The 19,511-nt window shown below is 39.1% G+C and carries 15 protein-coding genes; 4 read left to right on the top strand and 11 right to left on the bottom strand.

Annotation, left to right across the window (positions count from 1 at the left end; translation table 11 throughout):
* Nucleotides 1-348: 348 nt before the first annotated feature.
* Nucleotides 349-1,797, top strand: coding sequence for a TrkH family potassium uptake protein (locus OW157_RS03675; RefSeq protein ID WP_268751982.1), 1,449 nt, complete (start codon nucleotides 349-351; stop codon nucleotides 1,795-1,797).
* Nucleotides 1,798-1,806: 9 nt separating this feature from the next.
* Complete coding sequence (gene trkA, locus OW157_RS03680; protein ID WP_268751983.1) at nucleotides 1,807-3,159, top strand: Trk system potassium transporter TrkA; 1,353 nt, start codon at nucleotides 1,807-1,809, stop codon at nucleotides 3,157-3,159.
* 58 nt (nucleotides 3,160-3,217) lie between these two features.
* Here trkA and OW157_RS03685 read toward each other — a convergent pair whose 3' ends face one another.
* Together OW157_RS03685 and rlmH are read right to left on the bottom strand one after the other, a co-directional pair.
* Nucleotides 3,218-4,363, bottom strand: a complete 1,146-nt coding sequence (locus OW157_RS03685) for an ArgE/DapE family deacylase (RefSeq protein WP_268751984.1) — start codon at nucleotides 4,361-4,363, stop codon at nucleotides 3,218-3,220.
* Nucleotides 4,364-4,447: 84 nt separating this feature from the next.
* The gene (rlmH, locus tag OW157_RS03690; RefSeq protein ID WP_268751985.1) at nucleotides 4,448-4,927 is read right to left on the bottom strand and encodes a 23S rRNA (pseudouridine(1915)-N(3))-methyltransferase RlmH; all 480 of its coding nucleotides are present in this window, start codon (nucleotides 4,925-4,927) and stop codon (nucleotides 4,448-4,450) included.
* A 106-nt stretch (nucleotides 4,928-5,033) separates the two neighbouring features.
* Here rlmH and OW157_RS03695 point away from each other — a divergent pair, with 106 nt between their 5' ends.
* Both OW157_RS03695 and OW157_RS03700 read left to right on the top strand, forming a co-directional pair.
* Nucleotides 5,034-6,416, top strand: a complete 1,383-nt coding sequence (locus tag OW157_RS03695; protein ID WP_268751986.1) for a TrkH family potassium uptake protein — start codon at nucleotides 5,034-5,036, stop codon at nucleotides 6,414-6,416.
* 11 nt (nucleotides 6,417-6,427) lie between these two features.
* The gene (locus OW157_RS03700) at nucleotides 6,428-7,102 is read left to right on the top strand and encodes a potassium channel family protein (RefSeq protein WP_268751987.1); all 675 of its coding nucleotides are present in this window, start codon (nucleotides 6,428-6,430) and stop codon (nucleotides 7,100-7,102) included.
* Nucleotides 7,103-7,687: 585 nt separating this feature from the next.
* Here the strand turns inward: OW157_RS03700 and OW157_RS03705 are convergent.
* From OW157_RS03705 to OW157_RS03745, 9 genes are all read right to left on the bottom strand, one after another.
* The gene (locus OW157_RS03705; protein ID WP_268751988.1) at nucleotides 7,688-8,998 is read right to left on the bottom strand and encodes a S1C family serine protease; all 1,311 of its coding nucleotides are present in this window, start codon (nucleotides 8,996-8,998) and stop codon (nucleotides 7,688-7,690) included.
* Nucleotides 8,999-9,089: 91 nt separating this feature from the next.
* The gene (locus OW157_RS03710; RefSeq protein WP_268751989.1) at nucleotides 9,090-9,905 is read right to left on the bottom strand and encodes an MBL fold metallo-hydrolase; all 816 of its coding nucleotides are present in this window, start codon (nucleotides 9,903-9,905) and stop codon (nucleotides 9,090-9,092) included.
* Between the two features lie 23 nt (nucleotides 9,906-9,928).
* A complete protein-coding gene (locus OW157_RS03715) occupies nucleotides 9,929-11,635 on the bottom strand; it encodes a DUF2207 family protein (protein WP_268751990.1) in 1,707 nt (568 codons plus the stop codon).
* Between the two features lie 15 nt (nucleotides 11,636-11,650).
* The gene (locus tag OW157_RS03720; RefSeq protein WP_268751991.1) at nucleotides 11,651-12,484 is read right to left on the bottom strand and encodes a two-component system regulatory protein YycI; all 834 of its coding nucleotides are present in this window, start codon (nucleotides 12,482-12,484) and stop codon (nucleotides 11,651-11,653) included.
* A gap of 1 nt (nucleotide 12,485) precedes the next feature.
* On the bottom strand, nucleotides 12,486-13,988 hold the full coding sequence (yycH, locus tag OW157_RS03725; RefSeq protein WP_268751992.1) for a two-component system activity regulator YycH: 1,503 nt from the start codon (nucleotides 13,986-13,988) through the stop codon (nucleotides 12,486-12,488).
* On the bottom strand, nucleotides 13,975-15,849 hold the full coding sequence (gene walK / locus OW157_RS03730; protein ID WP_268751993.1) for a cell wall metabolism sensor histidine kinase WalK: 1,875 nt from the start codon (nucleotides 15,847-15,849) through the stop codon (nucleotides 13,975-13,977). Before walK ends, yycH begins: the two co-directional genes overlap by 14 nt.
* Nucleotides 15,849-16,556 carry a response regulator YycF gene (gene yycF, locus OW157_RS03735; RefSeq protein ID WP_268751994.1) on the bottom strand — a complete coding sequence of 236 codons (708 nt, stop codon included), beginning with the start codon at nucleotides 16,554-16,556 and terminating at the stop codon, nucleotides 15,849-15,851. Before yycF ends, walK begins: the two co-directional genes overlap by 1 nt.
* A 234-nt stretch (nucleotides 16,557-16,790) precedes the next feature.
* Entirely contained in the window at nucleotides 16,791-18,377 is a 1,587-nt protein-coding gene (locus OW157_RS03740) for a C40 family peptidase (protein ID WP_268751995.1), read from the bottom strand.
* 293 nt (nucleotides 18,378-18,670) lie between these two features.
* Nucleotides 18,671-19,372: a CPBP family intramembrane glutamic endopeptidase gene (locus OW157_RS03745; RefSeq protein ID WP_268751996.1), complete on the bottom strand. Its 702-nt coding sequence runs from the start codon at nucleotides 19,370-19,372 to the stop codon at nucleotides 18,671-18,673.
* Nucleotides 19,373-19,511 lie beyond the last annotated feature (139 nt).

A 19,511-nucleotide genomic window follows, 5' to 3' on the forward strand; every position in this document is an offset into this window, starting at 1 on the left:
GGAGGACTGAAGCCTTGGACCAAAAGACTGCAGATAGCAACTAGCTATCAAGGACTTTTGGGAAACGCAGTCTGTTCTGACTTTTGGAACCCGACTAAACAGGATGTGAGCAAAAGCGGTAAGAGCGAGAGATTTGAGCCAATAGGCAAAAGATACGAACTTAAATCTTTTAGCCTATTGGACAAATATCCGAAGCTCTTGCTTTTGCGATCTCAACTAAAGGATACGATGAAAACTAGGTGTTCAGCCCTAAAACCATATCCTCAATCTGATTTTTCTTATGATGAACAATGAAGCTGGGAGTCAATCCCAGCTTCATTACTGTGTTTAATTTTGATGGAGACAATTATGAATAAAAAAACTGTGTTTGCAACGGTAGGGAATGTCATGTTAGTCGAAGCGGGCTTACTAGGTATTCCCCTAGCCGTCGCCATTTACTATCAAGAAAGTATTTTAAATTACCAGGCCTATTTACTCACCATGTTGTTATTACTGATAGGTGGAGGGCTATTGCGCTTGTTAATGCCCAAACATACCCGCTATACCGTCAAGGATGGTTTTGCCATTACTGCCCTATCCTGGTTTATCCTATCCTTCTTTGGTGCCCTCCCTTTTGTTATTACCGGAGAAATTCCTAGTCTAATTGATGCCACTTTTGAAATGGCATCTGGCTTCACAACTACTGGTGCTTCTATTGTTCCCAACGTCGAAGCTCTGTCACAATCACTATTATTTTGGCGTAGCTTTTCTCACCTAATTGGTGGTTTAGGTGTCCTCGTTTTTATCTTCGCCTTTGCTCCTGACCTAGAAGAAGGATCAGTCAATATTATGATGGCAGAAGTGCCTGGACCAGAATTTGGGAAATTATCAGCTAAAAATAAGAGTTCTGCTAAAATTCTCTATGCCATGTACTTTGTTTTAACGGCCTGCTTGATTTTGGCCTTGCTCTTAACGGGCATGCAGCCTTTCGATGCAATTATTCATGCCTTTGGAACTGCTGGTACTGGTGGCTTTTCTAATAAGGCGACTTCTGTAGCTGCCTTTGACAATCCGGCTGCAGAATACATCCTCTCAATTGGGATGTTAGTTTTTGCCATGAACTTCAATTTATTTTATTATCTAATTAAACAGCAATTCAAGTTAGTGTGGCGCAATGAAGAATTGCGTTGCTTCATACTTATCGTAACTGCCGCAATCTTAGCAATTATGTTTAATATTCAAGGCGAATATAACTCTTTAGAGTCCCTATTTAGAGACGCCTTATTCCAAGTGACGACCATTATTTCTACCACCGGCTATGCTACAGTTGATTTTGGCGCATGGCCGTTGTTTAGTCATATTATTCTATTACTGATTATGTTTGTCGGTGGGATGGCAGGTTCCACTGCAGGGGGGATAAAAGTATCCCGAATTCTAATTTACTTCAAAACGATTTGGGCCCAAGTCCAAAAAGTTTCCAATCCTCGTCGCGTTCTTCCGATTACTATAGATGGTAAATGGGTAAATAATACTGCTATAAATCGCGTGCTAATTTATTGTGGCGTCTATGTTTTTCTGTTTATCACTGCTTTATTGGTGGTTAGTTGGTCGCAAAACGACTTTATCACTGCTTTTTCTGCTGTTGCTGCCACTATTAACAATATCGGACCTGGTCTAGGTTTGGTAGGGCCTACCACTTCTTTTGCTGGTTTGAGTCCTCTTTCCAAAATGGTCCTCACCTTTATCATGATTGCTGGTCGTTTAGAAATTTATCCCGTTTTAGCATTATTCCTGCCAAGTTTATGGAGAGAAAGATAGGGAGTATTTATGAAAATTACTATTTGTGGTGGTGGTCAAACCGGCCAAGCCATCTGTGACGCTTTGTGGAAAAAGAATGATATCACCTTAATTGACCATGATGAAAATGTGGTTAACCAAGTGTTTTCCCAATTTGATATTCAGGCCATTCATGGGTCAGCCTTATCGTTAAATGTGCTTGATCAGGCCGATACTAGCCATGCTGATGTTTTTATTGCGTGTACCAATTCCGATGAAGTCAATGTCGTGGCATGTAACCTTGCCAAGGCTCAAGGTGCAGCCTATGTTTGTGCCCGAGTCCGTAATATGAATTACCATGAAGATCTCGACTTCACCAAATCTGCCTTAAATCTTGATCAGATTATCAATCCAGAATTTCGTGCAGCTGGCTTACTAGAAAAAATTATACATTTCCCAGCGTCCAATGCTGTGGAGAGCTTTGCAGAAGGAAAAGTTGAAATTTTCGCCTTCCCAATAGAAGCCTCTAGTCCTCTAGATACCATGACTTTGAGTGAATTTGACAGTCATTTTAAATCTGATGTCTTAGTATGTTTGATTGACCGCGATGGCGATATTATTATTCCTAGTGGGGACACCCAAATTAAGGTTGGCGATACGGTCCATGTCACCGGTTCCCCACGTCAGATTAAAGCTTGGACCAAGGAATTAGGCGTAGCCAATAAAGCCTTAAAGAAATTATTCATTATTGGGGCAGGCACAGCTACCTATTTCTTGTTAAATAAGTTGAGGCATATCAATTATCATATTACTGTCGTTGAAAAAGACCGAATCAAAGCCAGTCAGTTAGCGCAAAGTTTTCCCCATGTTGAAGTGCTCCATGGCGATGGCACTGATCAGAAACTACTTTTAGACCAAGGCTTACGCACCTATGATGCCTCTATTGCCTTGAGCAATCATGATGAAGCCAATATTTTAATCTCTCTTTTTGCACATTCCCAAGGGGTTGATAAGATTTTTACCTTGGTTAATCGGCCTTATCTACTCAAACCATTGACTCATATGGGATTAGATACTATCATTACGCCCAAACAAATGGCTGCTGAAGGAATTATTCGTTTGGTTCGTAAACTCAAAGCCACCCGACAATCGACCATTACCAATTTCTACCAACTGACACCTAACCAAGTGGAAGCCATTGAATTTAAAATTCTCAACGAAGCTAAAATCACTCAATGTCAATTAAACGATCTGGAATTAATCGACCAAACCTTGATTGTAAATATCCAACGTAATGGTAAGAGTATTTTGCCGCGCGGTGAAAATCAGATTCGAGTGGGTGACTTGGTCTCTCTAGTCACTAAACATCGGGAAATGACCGATATTAATGATTTTGTTAAATAATTCATACATAATAAAAAATCGCGGTATTAGCACCGCGATTTTTTTGTTAGTCATTTTCTTAAGCTAAATCAAAGTAATTTTCAAAGATTGCTTTGTAGCGATCGATAAATTCTAGATAATTGTCAATAGAAACATATTCATCTAATTGATGAGGCAATTCTGCTTCGCCGGGACCAAAGATTAAGAGGTTTAGGTCATGGTCTTTAGTGAAAGAAGCAGCATCTGTTGTCGGTGAAATACCCCCTTGAGCAAAGTCAGAACCAACCACTTTGATAGCTGCTTGCATAATAGCAGAATCATCTGGTTTAGCCACAGAATATTTGTTGTTATCTAAATGCAATTCTAATTGGCCTTGGCCTTCATCATTAATATCTTTAATAATATTTTCCAAAGTTTCAATGACTTTATCGTTGTCATAATCAGGAATAGTACGTGCATTCCCTTCAATTTTAGCTTGAGCTGGAATGGAGTTCACTTGGTCACCACCAGAAATGATAGTGATTGCATTCGTTGTTTCCCCTAAAATTTCATCATGATAATCTTCTGTGACTTGCCCAAGTTCTTTGTCAGCGGCCACAACAAATTTCGCTAAAGCTGAAATAGCATTAATCCCTTCTTTAGGCATTGAAGAGTGGCTTGATTTACCCTTAGAAGTAACAGTATAGAGAATTGAGCCTTTATGGGTGTAAATTAATTTTTCACCAGTGGGTTCACCAATAAGAATATCCGTAACATCATCGACATAACCTTCTTTGGCTAATTGTTCAGAACCATATTGGCCGACTTCTTCACCAACTGTTCCCAAGAAGCGAATTTTACCATTAAAATCAGGATGATCTTCCTTGAATTCAATCAATGCGATAACTAGAGCAGCTACACCAGACTTCATATCAGATGTTCCGCGGCCGTATAACTTATCGCCTTCAATTTCACCGGAGAATGGTGGGTATTTCCATTCGTCTTCATCACCGGCAGCCACCACATCTAAGTGACCAGAAATTCCTAAAACCAAATCAGAGCCAGACCCGTCACCAAATTCAGCCACTAAAGAGTTTCGATCGGTATCATATTCGACTTGCTCAGAATCGATATCATACTCTTTAAAGACATCAGCTAAGTATTGAGCAACCTCTGCTTCATTATCATTAACTGATTTAATTTGAATTATATCTTGCAAAATTTGTACTTTTTTCTCTTTGTCCATAAACTCATTCCCCTTTCGATCTTTATAATTAATATCATAGTGCCAATTCCTTACTTTGTAAAATAATAACCGTTCAAAAGTAGCTTATTTATGATAGGCATGGCCGTTTTGAATACGAAAGGACCGATAAATTTGTTCACTAAGTACTAACCGCATAAGTTGATGAGGAAAAGTCAGCTTACCGAAGCTGATTAATTGATCCGCCCGTTGTTCTAACTCATGGCTTGTTCCTAACGAGCCTCCAATGACAAACACTAGGTTAGAATGCCCATAGATTAGGGATTGACTCATTGATTCGGCTAGTTCTTCTGAACTTAACATTTTTCCTTTAATTGCCAAAACATAAACGTAATCATTGGGAGCAATCTTATCTAAAATACGTTGGCCTTCTTTAATTTTAATTTGTTCCTCTTCCTTATCAGACGCTGAGTCTGGGGTGGCCTCATCTTTGACTTCAATCACTTCAAATTTGCAATATTTGCCTAAACGTTTAGCATACTCAGCGATACCTTGCTTAAGATATTTTTCCTTTAGTTTGCCAACAGCTATGATTTTTACTCGCATAATAAACTCCTTACAAATACCCAGAAATTAAAAATTTTACTTCACTTTTAGAAATAAATGGCTATAATATATATGTTTATAATAACAAAGGAGGCTTATTTCCGCCATGATGCGTTTACTCAACCAGAGACTATCCAATCCCCAAAAGATTGCTTTAAGCTTTCTTTTTGTCATTTTTATTGGCTCACTCTTACTCAGCCTACCCATTAGTCAACTCCCTACTTCACAAGCCACTTATATTGATCATCTCTTTATTTCTGTATCTGCGGTTTGCGTGACCGGACTTTTTACTCAGTCTATTGCTGAATCATATACCCGATTTGGTCAAGTGGTCCTGATGGCCTTGATTCAAGTGGGAGGACTAGGCTTAATGACAATAATCGGACTAATTTATATTCGGATTGGCCAAAAAATTCGCTTATCGAATCAACTCGTTTTAGCCGATGCCTTAAACAAAGAATCAGTCTTCGATACCAAAGACTTTATTGCTAATATTTTTAAATACACAGCGATTATCGAAGGAATCGGTGCCTTACTCTTTGCTACTTACTTTATTCCTCATTTAGGTTGGTTCAAAGGCACTTTCACTGCTTTATTTATGGCGGTCTCCGCTTTCTGTAACGCTGGTTTTGATCCCTTATCGAATCAATCCATGATTCCTTATCAAACCGTGCCAGTGATTAACTGGACCATTATGGCCTTAATTGTCCTAGGTGGGATTGGTTATAGTGTCTGGTTTGATATCAGCCATCAAATCCGCCATTTCAACTGGCATCATCCTAAACTATCGCTAAGGATGGCCTATAAAAAATTACATATTCATAGTAAATTAGCCCTACTAATGACTGCTTTACTCATTCTAATTGGCGCTCTACTATTTTGTCTGGTGGAGTGGCACAACACCCAAACAATTGGTCAGCTTTCAATAGGCAATAAAATTATGACAGGTTTTTTTCAAACGATTACGATGCGAACTGCTGGTTTTGCTAGCATTGATTATACTTTAGCCAAGCCCATCTCCTTATTGATTTTTATTGTGACCATGTTTATTGGGGGATCACCAGGGTCAACTGCCGGAGGATTGAAAACAACGACCTTTGCCTTAGTTCTAATGATGGCTTGGGCTGAAATCAAACAAAGTGAGCCTATCAACTTTGCTAAGCGAACCATCCCACGCCCCTTAGTTCGCAAGGCCTTTGTCATCTTTATGCTTTATGTGAGCTTACTCGTCATAGGATCTGGTCTCATATTAAGCTTCGACCCTGGAACCGATTACCTTTATATTTTATTTGAAAGTGTTTCAGCCATCGCAACAGTCGGTGTGACTGCTAACTTAACCACAGAACTTAGCACCGCTAGCCATATTGTCATTATGTTAATGATGTTTATTGGCCGTATTGGTCCGATGACCATGTTTTTATCCCTACGTTTCAAAAATGATGACAAAACCGAAGTAAATTATGCACGCGGCAACATATTAATTGGATAGGAGCGAATATTATGACAGCACAACGAACAATTGGCATTTTAGGTCTCGGAATCTTCGGATCAACCCTAGCCGAAACCCTAGCAAATTATGGTATTGAAGTGATTGCCTGTGATATTAATCAGAAGAATGTCGACCGCATTAGTCATTCACTGACTGTAGGTGGGGTAGGCGACTTCACTGACCTCGATTATCTTAAATCCTTAGGTTTTGCCCAATGTGACACGATTGTCATTTCTACTGGGTCCAGCTTAGAATCCTCTGTTCTTGGTCTAGTAAATGCCAAAGAATTAGGCGTCGACCGTATCATCTGCAAGGTTAAGAACAAATCACATCGCAAAGTATTAACTGCTTTGGGGGCTGACTTGGTTGTCCAACCTGAAAAAGAATCCGCTAAACGTATGGCGACAAGCTTGCTTCGTCATTCCATTGACGAACTGATTAAGTTAGACAGCCAAACGTCAATCGTCGAATTTCATGCCCCCAAACGGTGGCTAGGTAAAAGTTTGGACAGTCTGGACCTAAGAAATCGCTATGATATCAATATCATTGGCATCCGCCGTGGCAAACAGCAAAGTCTTATTACTAACTTCCCTTTTGACTATTGTTTAAGTGAACATGAAACCTATGTCGCTGTTGCAGACAATGATAAATTCGAAAAAGCTGATTACCTAGAAAGTATTCGCTAATTTTTACTTAGCTTCTAAGAAAAACCTGGTCAAATAATCAATGAAAGCTAGTCACTGGCAAAATGATAACAGCTCATTTTGTTAGCGACTAGCCTTTTTTAATGTCAAAAATTATAGTTATCCCCAGTTATCCAAAAGATATCCACAAATCCACAAAATGTATCTGGTGAAAATCTTGATATAGCAGGATTTTTACGTATATTTGCTATTGAATATAAAATTATAAACATTTTATCCCCAAAGTTAATCACAAGACAAAAACCTTGTCATGTAAGTATTCTGGCTATATTCTTCACCATGATATCCACAGTTATTTCTACTTGTAAGTATCTTTATCCCCAACTTATCCCCAATTCACACACAATTTATACACAACTGTGTATAGAATTCCGTTTTGATAGGCTTTCTCAGTTTATCCGCTGATATTTAAAAGCAAAACGCCTACAAAAATGCGAAGGCAAGAAGGATTGTTTCGATAATTATCGAATACTACCTATAGCGCGTTAAAATACTCATTCTAAAGGAAGCTAAACAAAACCAGCGAGTGGGACAAAATTGTCCCACTCGCTGGTTTGAACTTATATTTTAAGAAACTTGTTCTTCTTGCGGTTCGAGTTGTACTTTAACCGTTTGTTGTTTACCATCCCGGTAGACTTCCACTTCAACTTCTTGGTTAGCATCAGCACTATAAAGGGCTTTGCGTAAGCTAATGGAGTCTGTCACCTCTTGACCATTGAACTTAGTGATAATGTCATTCACTTTAAGGCCGGCATTAGCAGCTGGTGAGTTTGCTTCGATATCCAAAACAACGACACCTGACTCGAGTCCATCTGGTACATTAAGAATTTCTTCTTGTTGTTGCATTGGTACTTGGTTTAGCGTAGCCATCACCACACCTAATGATGGGCGAATCACGCGACCATCTTTTTCTAACTGAGTGATAATGGTTTGAACATCGTTTGCTGGAATCGCAAAGCCCATCCCCTCAACTTGGTCAGCGGAGATTTTCATAGAATTAATACCAATAACTTGACCAGCTGAATTTAGCAAGGCCCCTCCAGAGTTACCAGGGTTGATAGCCGCATCCGTTTGAATGGCATTTACTTGCCAATCATACATTTTATCGCCATCCAAATCAACTGGAACTGTCCGATCTAAACCTGAGATAATCCCTTGGGTAACCGTTGAAGCAAAATCGGAGCCTAATGGTGAACCAATAGCAATAGCTGGTTCACCGACAGTAAGGGAATCAGAATCTCCAAATTCAGCTACCGTATCAACCTCATTAGCAGGGATTCGTAGCACAGCTAAGTCAGTCCAAACATCTGCTCCTACTAGTTCGGCTTTTACCTGTTTACCTTCACTAGTAATCACTTCAAGCGCATCTGATCCATCAATTACATGGTTATTAGTTACCACATAAGCTGAATCACCATCAATCTTATAAACCACACCGCTCCCCTCAGAAGCAGTTTCATAGTTAGCTTCATCATTATTAGATTCTTGACGATCGGGTTGAACTAAACCAAATAAGTCAATTGTCGAATTAGTATCTGCCAAGTTTGCAACTGAGACAACAGCGCCTTGGACCTTAGAAACTGTTTCACTGACATCAGTAGACACATCTAATGACGCAGTCTGGGTGTTTTCTCCTTGCTTATTTTCGTTTTGTTTTTGGACTTGTTCTTGAACCATGGATTCAATTTGAGCTTGATCAGGATTAGTAGCGTTTTCCTGACCCATCGCCAATGAGAAAACACCAACCAGTGAAGCTCCAATCAATCCCCCTACTATTGGTGGCAGCCAGCCCTGTTTATTGGATTTATGGTCTACCTTATGAGGTTCATTAGGGTTCCCAGGCATTTTATTATTCATGTTATTATTTTCACTACTCATACTAGTTGGTCCTCCTTAGTTTCAACTTTGTCATTATTATAAGCTGAAACTGTGAATCTTTGTCTGTCTTATCTTTATATTTTTCTTAAGATTATAACGTATACAATTCAGTAGGTTCTACTGGGTCGGTTTCATTTAGTGTGAAACTTTCGTTGACTCCAAGTCCATGCTCACGCATTAATGTTAAATTCGTTTGGTAGGCAATAGATTTTAGATTATTCTCCTCAGATAGGTGGCCTAGATAAACTCGTTTAGTATGGTCACCAATCATTTCTGACATGGCTAGGGCTGAAGCATCATTAGACAGATGACCCTTGTCCCCTAAGATTCGCTGCTTCAAGGACCAAGGATAGCGTCCCATCCGCAACATATCCAAATCATGGTTGCTTTCAATCAAGAAAACATCGGAATTACTTAGCAGGCCTCGCAAGCGGTCGCTAACATAGCCTGTATCAGTGAGCATGGTAAACTGCTTATTATCTTTTTGAAAGGCATAAAATTGGGGGTCAGCCGCATCATGACTAACTGCAAAAGATTGGATATCAATATCACCCAAAGTCAATACCTCTCCTTGCTCCATGACATTCATCTTTAAGGGATCAATGTGGCCGCACTTGTTCCCAATGGCTTGCCAGGTCGCTTCATTGGCATAAATATTAACATCATACTTACGGGCTAAAACACCTAGGCCTTTGATATGGTCAGAATGTTCGTGTGTGATAAAAATCGAGTCAATATCTTGCATCTGACGGCCAATTTTCGCTAATTTATTTTCAATTTGTTTACCTGAAAATCCCGCATCTACTAGAATTTTTTGCTTGGGAGTTTCAATATAGGTCGCGTTTCCTTTACTACTACTTGAGAGCATGGAAACACGCATAGAATAATCACTAGCTGTGTTTTCCATGAAGTCATCCTTTCTAAAACGAACTAAGAATTTTTAGTCTGATTAGGACTAAGTTGAATTTTTCTAAATGGGAATGATTTAATGGCTTGGCTTTGCTGATACAATGGCGCTTTTTGATGACCATAACGATCAATGGCTTGAGCGAATTCTACTTGCTTTCCTTCCAGCCAAGCATAAAGATAAAGATAATCGAGCTGGTAAGCACTGTTAACCATGTCTCCCATCTTATCAGGGTCCTTTAAGGCTTTAATTTGACTGCGATAAGCCTTGTAAACCTTCACTCCATTTTCACGACGAATAGGTAGGACTAATTTCGCTGCAAAGAGCAGAGTGATGATTGCTAATACAAATAAAATATAAACCCATAAATTACTGAAGTGATATTGATACTGCCAGTAAAGACACACTAGCAGAGCCAGTAGGGCCAAAAAAATTAAAAGATTGGCCAATAAATTAAATAGTTGGCTTTGCTTAAGAAATAAGCCTGATTGTCGTAAGCTTTTATTAGTAATTTGATCAATCTGATTTTTAAGCTGCTTAAACGCTTTTCTCTCCTTCAATCGCCCCTTACTAGATTCCTCATATTGCCATTCTCGTAAAGACAAACTGGCAGATGAATCTGCTGCTACAGCCAGAGCAGTAGTCAGCTTTTCTTCTTCAGGACTAAGCTGACTTCGGTCTAGTAACTGCACCTGAATATCTTGAATCCTCTTCCCTACTTTGTCAAAATTCAAACGCAACTTGCCCCGTCCTGCTAAAGCAAATAAAACGAAATAAAATTGGCTAGTTTTAGAGATATGGTGGCCCATGAACTTAGCCAATGTTAGTGGGGACCATTCTGAACGATCGATAGCCAAATAGGGATAAGAGCTTACTCCTTGATTGATTTGACTTTTACGATAAATAAGATAGGCCACAAAAACCAAGCTAAGAAGGAAAATCAGTCCCGCTAAAGCTAAACTAAAGTAGCTATAGCGCCGTTGTTCGGCTAGTCGCGCCTGTTCATTCTCTTCGATGGCACGTACCAATTCCTGACCCTGTGACTCCGGACCGACTCGACTATTATCTGGGAAGAAATTACCCGGTAAAACCATCTGAATACCGATACCCTTATCGGGACTTAACTGGTTAACAGTTAAACGTAATTCTTGGTCTGATACCCAATTAGCCTCAACCCGATCATTATCTGCAATCACTAACTTCATCTGCTGGCGGTCTACTGCTTTAGGAAATTTAAAACTAATACTCGTTTGTCGGGTAGAAAATGGCGCATTGATAAAAGACAAGTCTAAAATCTGCCATTTCCCATAATTAATCCAAGCCCCTTTCACATTGGCTTGATAATTAACTTCATGTTGGCCCTTAGTTAAGTGGTTAAATAATTCCAAATTTACATAGGGACCATCCTCCTGCAAGGTATAAGTCCCAACATCTTGAGAAGAACTGGCAGCAAAAGGAAAGTAGTCATTGGCATCTGCCGATTTCATTGCCACATTTAAGCTTTCCAAGTCACCTTGATTACCAATCATTAACCGATGCTTGAGCGATTGGACTTCATCATGGACCTGATAAGTAATCAACTCTTCTGACTCCATATTACCAGCTTCAGTAAAATTGACCGTGATTTGATAATCACGAATAGTGGTATCAGCATGTACTTTATCGGCCATAAGAGTTATGCAGACGACCAACATTAAAACGATAGATAAATATTTATGCCACTTTTTCATCGATATCTCCCTCTACTAGTTGGAATCTGCCTGTACAATTGTCCCATTTATTCCATCAACATGCAAACGTTCAAAACTACCATCATTATTCTGAATGAAGAATACCCAGACAGGATTATAAACAATCATATCATCGACTTTTAGGGTTTGATAATAGCCTAATAAACTGCGAACCACTGTATCCCCTTTTTGAATTTTATTATTGAGGTATAAGCTTTCTAAGGCTTGTTTTTCAGATACAATCTTTCGCTTAGTCCCCTGAGGTTTGCAATCTCCAGCAAAGGTTTGATCAAACATATAAACTTGGTAATCATCATTTAAATGGAAGGCAATTTCACCACTTCCATCCACCAATGGTAAATTATTTTCCGTTGTTTGCATATAAGTTAATATTTTTTGATTTTCATCATAAGAAGCAAATTGGTAGTGGTCGCCTTGGTAAATGGATTGGCTAATAAATTCATTTAACGGTGCTAACATATCTTCACTGACATTGTGGGCCCGAGTAGATGAATACAGCCCGTTTAAAGCAATCGGCTCATTCAATTCGCCCACCACACGTCCGTTACTGGAAAGCTCAAAATCATAATGGTTATTGGCTAAATCCTCAACATCTGATTCTTCAATGGCATGGGGAATCGCTCGCATAAAAGGCTCATATTCATCAGTTTCTTCGGGAGGTGAAAATTCAATATTATCCGACCGCATTTCTTCTTGGACATTTACTCGGTTTTGATCAATAGGGTCAGAAAACAAGAGGGCATTTTTACCAACAAAGACATAAAATAAAAAGATATTTAAAGTTAAAAAGGCTAATATCAGCAAGTATTCAATTTTTCGAAATGCCATACTAGGCCTCCTCTTCTTGGTCTGTCTCAACTTGGTCGCCATTACCCAAACTTTCTAAGGCTTCTTCGGTATCCGACTCTGATTCCACCGGTTGGTCTTGGCTATCTTGGAAATAAGCCTCCCAATCAAAAACTTCATCTTCTTCCTTATCATAGAGGCGTAAATGATTATAATCGGACATATCCACAATATCTTCTAAGGCATACCATACGCCATCCCGTTTCACATGCCAAGTTGGCACTAACTCAACTAAACGATTAGATTCTGGGCTCTTAACCCAACGATAACCTACCTGCATGTTTTGAATTTGCGAAGGATCGTAGCCATTATTGCGTAAGAGCTCCAAAGCATTGGTCCCACTCATTAGTTCCAAAGGCTTAGCAAGGTCATCTAACTGCGTTTGAATAGTCAAGGCAGACATAGATAAGTAAGCGACTTGGTTACCATCCATTTTAAAAACGGCACGGGACACGTGGTCCGGACCATAAACTGGAATATTATTAACAAACTTACGATAAGTGATGGTTGACTCATCCTCTTGATAATCAGATAAGACCCAGGTATCTTGTTCTGGTATAAAGCGAGATAACATATTAAAGCTCTCACCTATCTTCTGCCATTCGGTAACATTGATAGCGGACGAGGTATCTTGAGAGAAGTTCAACTCATAGCTATGGTTACTGATGGCTAATTGGTGTCCATTTGCATAGTACCTAGAATAAGAGTCATCAGAATAATCATGGATTTCTTCAGGTGAGGAGAACAAGGCACCTAAAAAGAAAGTGTTAGGCTGACGCTCTAGCATGTAAGTCAACTTATTGACTGTTTCTTTTTCTTTGGAGATATACTTACGACCTTCCGAAAAAACCACTGGTGTAACCTCGGTCATTTTGTCTTTTTCTGCCGCATAATTCTCATAAGCAATCACTTCATTAATTGAACGGTCTAAAGGAACCTGGTAAACCAAGTGATCACTCTCAGAAATAAGATAAAGCGAATCATCTCCCTTGACAAAGACCACCTGGTTAAATCTTACCGCATCCTCTTCATCAGCAATATCGGGATGCATTTTATTGAAGAGAGCGCTAGTTAAGAAATCCAAAAAAGTAAACTCTAAATAATCAGAATCGGATTTGTTTTCCCGAAAGGTATCGAGAGCAGTAGTGGTGACCGCCTGACTCCTATCATAAGGAAGAGACGCCAAGTCTTCTTGGAGTTTTCCCAAGGACCGGCTGTTATTACTAGCCCAATAGTTATCATCTTTATCATGAATAATTAAACGATTAGCAATCACTAAATCATTGAGATGTTCTCGACTGTCCTGAGTTTCCCCATCTTCAGAAGTAGCATTTAAGCCACTCGCTTCTTCCTCATTATGAGTCACTGAGTCCACCCAATTAATAATTTCCACAGGTGAAGCAATAATAAAATATGTAATGATGAGACTTAGGAGTACTAGGATGATTAGAAGGCCATGGATGAAATAATGTTTATTCTGTTTCATTTAACCACTCATCCTCTCCATCTAAATTCTCAATCGGCAAGGCAATAAAGAAAGTTGTTCCAATATTTTCAATTGAGTTAGCCCAAATGCGCCCATTATGTAATTCAACCACTTCCTTGGAAATAGCTAGTCCAAGTCCTGATCCCCCTTGAGCTCGTGACCGTGCCTTATCTACCCGATAGAAACGATCAAATAAGTGAGCCAGGGCCTGTTGTGGAACACCTAATCCTTGGTCTTGAATCGATAGGATAACTTCATTGTTCGCTGTCATCAAACGGATCGTTATGGTCCCACCATCAGGCGAATATTTAATGGCATTATTCAAGATATTATCAATAACTTGGATGATCTTGTCTTGGTCGATTTCTACCAGAATATCTTCTTCTGAAAAATCACGACGAATTGCGATATTGCTTTCCTGATCAGAAGCTAGCATCATATCAAAGCGGTCAATCGTGTGCGAGACAAACTGTCCAAATAAGGTTAGCTCTTTATTGACATCTTCACGTCCAGAATCCATCCGCGATAATTTTAGCAAATCGTTAATCATACGAATCATCCGGTCAGTTTCCGTTTGAATGACACCTAAAAATTCTTTGGCAATTTCTGTTTCTTCTAAGGCCCCATCAGTGAGGGCTTCAGTATAGGATCGTACAGAGGTAAGGGGGGTCCGTAATTCATGAGAAACATTGGACACGAATTGACGTCGATCACGTTCGATTTTTTCATGTTCGGTAATATCCGTTAATACCCAAACTAAACCGCTAATAAAGCCTGATTCCCGTTGAATCACAGAATATTCTCCTTTAATTAAGGATTCCTGTTCTTCTGTTGAAAAGTCCATCACTATTGATTCATGGCTTTCAAACAAGGAACGAAAAGAATAGCGTCCATTTAGTTTCAAAACATCGATAATCGACTCCCCGATGACATCTTCTTGGTTGGCAGAAATGAAGGTCAAGGCAGAATCATTAATAATCATCACCTTACCACGACGATCAGTAGCAATGACACCATCCGTCATATGCTTCAAAACCGAGTCTAAACGCTGACGTTCTGCCTCGGTTAATTCTTGAGCGTCTCGTACGCGTACAGATAAATAATTAATCGCGTTGGCTAATTGGCCAATCTCATCTTCCGATTGAATTTCAATTTGACCGGAATAATTCCCCTCTGAAATCCGCTCAGTTTGGTCTTTAATATCTTGTAAAGGACCAGTAATTCCTCGTGAAATGAAGAAGGCCAAAAAGATTGCAAATACCAAGGATACCGCAGACGAGGTCAAGAAAATAACTGCAATACTCTGTACCTGACCATAAGCGGATTCCAAATTGACACGAATATTGATAACCCCTACCATAGCCCCCGAAGAATCTGAAGCAAAAACAGGTGAAACATATTTTTTCATACGAACTTTTTGATCTGAATCATAACCTTCACTCTCTGTTTGCAAGGCGGTAAAAATAGTTTGTTCAATATTAGGATCCGTAGACCGTTGACCCACTAAGCCCTGATTGGTTGGGTTTGAAGTAGCTAACAAAAAGCCCGAATCATCTAAGACTTGGGTTTCAATAATTTCTGAATTATTAAAGCGCTTTAGCACTTCATTTAATTGACGATTTTTTTCCTGCCCTTCTGTGTCTTCTTGTTGAAGTATCCCTCGCACATTATCCTCTAAGAAATGGGCCTGGGTGGTAATCCGCTCATCAAAAGACGCCAACATTTCTGTTTCTAATTGACGTATAAAATAAGCTCCTACCAATTGTAGAGAAATTAATAGGAGCAAAATAAATACCAGAGGAATCTTAAAATGAATGGACCTAAAGAAGGGAATGGAAAGATTAGCTTTAAACTTATCCATTATGACTCCTGATTGTTATTTTTCACATAGTAACCGACACCACGACGTGTCATCAAAATATTGGGATGACTTGGGGTCTCTTCAATTTTTTCACGTAAACGACGTACAGTAACATCAACTGTCCGTACATCACCAAAATAATCATAACCCCACACTGTCTGCAAGAGATGTTCTCGGGTCATAACTTGGCCAGCATGTTGGGCGAGATAATGCAGTAATTCAAATTCGCGGTGAGTAAGATCAATTTCCTCCCCATTTTTAGACGCAATAAAAGCATCTTCATGGATAATAAGGTCACCAATTTCAATGGTTGTTTGTCCTTTTTCTTCTTCTGACTCTTGTTCTACCACATTGCGGCGTAAGTTAGCCTTAACACGGGCCGCTAATTCGCGATTAGAAAATGGTTTAGTCACATAATCATCAGCGCCTAATTCCAAGCCTAGTACCTTATCAATCTCACTATCCTTGGCAGTGAGCATAATGATAGGCACCTGACTCGTTTTGCGGATTTGCCGACACACTTCTAAGCCATCAACTTTTGGTAACATTAAATCTAGGATAATCAAATCGGGGTTAAAACTGGCAAATTTTTCTAAGGCAACTTCGCCATCATAGGCGACATCAATCTCATAGCCCTCTTTCTTCAAACTAAAAGAGATAATATCTGAAATTGGTTTTTCATCATCAACGACTAAAACTTTTTTCATAAAGAGCTCTCCTTATACTATTCTTTATCTTCATATTATACCGCTTTTAAGCGAATTTTCCAATTATCGATAAAAATAGGCCTTGCTAGCATCTTGCCAGCCACTTAAATGTAAGAAGCTAACTATTGAGTACTAGGCACTTAAATGCTAAGATCCTATGAATTACTAATCTTGATGATAACAAAAAAAGACCGAGTTGGGGTAATCACTCGGTCTTTTTTTATAATTGTTTGCTTATCTGTAAGCAGCCATGCTAACAGCGAATGATGGTTGCCAGTAAGGGCTGATTGTTGAGTAACCTAAAGGTGTACCTGGTTGAGAGGCATGGATAAATGATCCATTACCTGCATAAATTGCAACGTGGTATGGAGAACCGTAACCACCCCAGAACAATAGGTCACCGGGTTGAGCTTGTGACACAGAAATTTGTGGACCAGCATATTGTTGGGCACCAGTGTAACCACCAACATTAACACCACGAGTATTCTTGTAAACATATTGAACAAATCCTGAGCAGTCAAAGCCAGAAGGTGTTTTACCACCCCATACATAAGGTGTACCGATAAATTGTTCAGCATAACCTAAGATGGATGAGCTTGACGCAACATTTTGGCTTTCTTGTGCGGCTTTAGCTTCAGCTTCGGCTTGAGCGGCTGCTTCGGCTTCCGCTTGAGCGGCTGCTTCAGCTTCGGCTTGAGCGGCTGCTTCGGCTTCCGCTTGGGCGGCTGCTTCAGCTTCGGCTTGAGCAGCTGCTTCAGCTTCGGCTTGAGCAGCTGCTTCGGCTTCCGCTTGAGCGGCTGCTTCAGCTTCGGCTTGAGCGGCTGCTTCGGCTTCGGCTTGAGCGGCTGCTTCAGCTTCGGCTTGAGCGGCTGCTTCAGCTTCGGCTTCTTCTAGTTCGGCTTTAGCTTCATCTTCAGCTTCCACTAATTCAGCTTGGGCTTCTTCTTCGGCTTCCACTACTTCGGCTTCAGTTTCTTCTTCAGCCGCTGTATTTAATTGTGCAGTTTCAACTGTTTCAGCTGAACGAAGCACTGGTTGAGCTTCTTCAACAACAGGTTCTTCTTCAACTGTTTCTTCAAGAACTGGTGTTTCCTCAACTACTGATTTTTCAACTGGTGCTTCCTCAACCACTTCTTCTAAAACAACTTGAGCGGAAGAATCACCAACTAAGTTTAATTCTTGACCAACCAAGATAAGATCACTAGAAATACCATTGAAAGCTTTTAAGTCAGCAACACTAATACCATGTTCGCTAGCAATTTTGCTCAATGTGTCGCCAGCTTTAACAACATAAGTTGTAGCAGCTTCTTGGCCTTCTTCTTCAACTGGTGCTTCTTCAGCAACAATTTCTTCTGTAGATTCTTCAACTGGAGTTTCTTCAACCACTTCTTCTGAAGCTTCTTCAAGAACAACAGCTTCATCTTGACCTTCAATACGAAGCTTTTGACCAATTAAAATAAGGTCGCCGTTGATACCATTTAAATCACGGATGTTTTGAGCAGTAGTATCAAAGGCAGCTGCGATTTTATTTAAAGTATCGCCAGCTTTTACAGTGTAAATTCCTGCTTCAGAAGTAAACTCTACTTCTTCACTTCCTGGTAACTTCAAGTCTTTACCAGTAATAATCAAGTTAGGATTTTCAATACCATTTAATTCAGCAATTTCATTGATGGTTGTATTAAATTCTTTAGATAAAGCAGATAGAGTATCACCATCTTGGATAGTATAAACTTCTTCTGCGGATACTTGTGGTGCAAATGCGACTAAAGCGGCAGTCGTTGCAAAAGATGCACCGACCATTGTTTTAATTGATTTACTCATTGTTATATTTACCCCCTGAATAATTTACTCTCACATTATACCCAGTTTTACTAGCTTTTGTGGTAACAGTAAGATTACAAAATCTTTACTCTTTCTTACGCTTTTTAACTAAAAATTTCCATTAATTTTGCTATTTTTAACCTTAAAAATGATTTTAATAAAACAAAAAAACAACAGAAAGTTGATACTATCAGCTTTCTGCTGTTTTATAAAGCTTTATAATTTGAAAGAATTTCTTAAATCTTTCTTTAAAAGACAAAGGAAATATTTCTAAATGTAACATTATTGTAACATTAAGCGAATAGAGTGCTATAAATAATGAAAATCACTGCCGGGAAATTATTGAAGAAATGGACTAAAATCGCATCATTCAAATTATTATTGCGGTAATAAGCATAATATAGAATGGCTCCCATAGCTGCATATAATAAGAAGGAAAAAATATCAGCAGATAAATGGAAGGATGAGAAAAGCAGTGCTGAGATAATCATAGGTAAAATCACGGATTTTTTAGCAAAGAAATAATTGCGTAAATAGCCCCTAAAAATTACTTCTTCGATAATAGGTGCTGCTACTACCGTCATTATAATAAATAAGATTAACACCCAAATATTAGGATTTGTCCCTAACATCATTGCTAGGGCTTGATCATTGGCAGTTGATTCTCCACCGCTACCCATGGCTTCCATAAGATAGCCATAAGCTGTTTTCACTAACACTAGTCCTACATAAATCAAAATATCTATAATAATATCTTTTTTGCTTAAAGGCCGGATATTATTGGGATAGGCATGGCTAAATTTCCACCAAAAAAATAGCGACACTAAAATAATAGCGATACTAGCAATCAATAAATAAATCATTTCTGGCGCGGTTGACTGGAGAAGATAAGCTTGAGGAATACTAATTGCTACCAGATATAGGACAAGCCAAAAGACAAACTTAAGTGCTCTTAAAATATATAGGCCAATACCAACTTTTTCTTGCTTTTCCATAAAAACACCTCTTTCTTCATAAAATTATATCATGAGATCTAAAAGCCAAGAAGCTATATATCGTATTCTTTGAACTTTGCTGTAAAACTTGTTATAGTCACTGTAGATAAAATATTTCGAATTTGAAAGGATTGATCTT

Source organism: Aerococcus kribbianus, from assembly GCF_026805545.1.
GTDB lineage: Bacteria > Bacillota > Bacilli > Lactobacillales > Aerococcaceae > Aerococcus > Aerococcus kribbianus.

What these genes read in the sequence shown, in the direction of transcription:
- OW157_RS03675 (WP_268751982.1), top strand. Translation starts at nt 349, where the DNA reads ATGAATAAAAAAACTGTGTTTGCAACGGTAGGGAATGTCATGTTAGTC.
- trkA (WP_268751983.1), top strand. Translation starts at nt 1,807, where the DNA reads ATGAAAATTACTATTTGTGGTGGTGGTCAAACCGGCCAAGCCATCTGT.
- OW157_RS03685 (WP_268751984.1), bottom strand. Translation starts at nt 4,363, where the DNA reads ATGGACAAAGAGAAAAAAGTACAAATTTTGCAAGATATAATTCAAATT.
- rlmH (WP_268751985.1), bottom strand. Translation starts at nt 4,927, where the DNA reads ATGCGAGTAAAAATCATAGCTGTTGGCAAACTAAAGGAAAAATATCTT.
- OW157_RS03695 (WP_268751986.1), top strand. Translation starts at nt 5,034, where the DNA reads ATGATGCGTTTACTCAACCAGAGACTATCCAATCCCCAAAAGATTGCT.
- OW157_RS03700 (WP_268751987.1), top strand. Translation starts at nt 6,428, where the DNA reads ATGACAGCACAACGAACAATTGGCATTTTAGGTCTCGGAATCTTCGGA.
- OW157_RS03705 (WP_268751988.1), bottom strand. Translation starts at nt 8,998, where the DNA reads ATGAGTAGTGAAAATAATAACATGAATAATAAAATGCCTGGGAACCCT.
- OW157_RS03710 (WP_268751989.1), bottom strand. Translation starts at nt 9,905, where the DNA reads ATGGAAAACACAGCTAGTGATTATTCTATGCGTGTTTCCATGCTCTCA.
- OW157_RS03715 (WP_268751990.1), bottom strand. Translation starts at nt 11,635, where the DNA reads ATGAAAAAGTGGCATAAATATTTATCTATCGTTTTAATGTTGGTCGTC.
- OW157_RS03720 (WP_268751991.1), bottom strand. Translation starts at nt 12,484, where the DNA reads ATGGCATTTCGAAAAATTGAATACTTGCTGATATTAGCCTTTTTAACT.
- yycH (WP_268751992.1), bottom strand. Translation starts at nt 13,988, where the DNA reads ATGAAACAGAATAAACATTATTTCATCCATGGCCTTCTAATCATCCTA.
- walK (WP_268751993.1), bottom strand. Translation starts at nt 15,849, where the DNA reads ATGGATAAGTTTAAAGCTAATCTTTCCATTCCCTTCTTTAGGTCCATT.
- yycF (WP_268751994.1), bottom strand. Translation starts at nt 16,556, where the DNA reads ATGAAAAAAGTTTTAGTCGTTGATGATGAAAAACCAATTTCAGATATT.
- OW157_RS03740 (WP_268751995.1), bottom strand. Translation starts at nt 18,377, where the DNA reads ATGAGTAAATCAATTAAAACAATGGTCGGTGCATCTTTTGCAACGACT.
- OW157_RS03745 (WP_268751996.1), bottom strand. Translation starts at nt 19,372, where the DNA reads ATGGAAAAGCAAGAAAAAGTTGGTATTGGCCTATATATTTTAAGAGCA.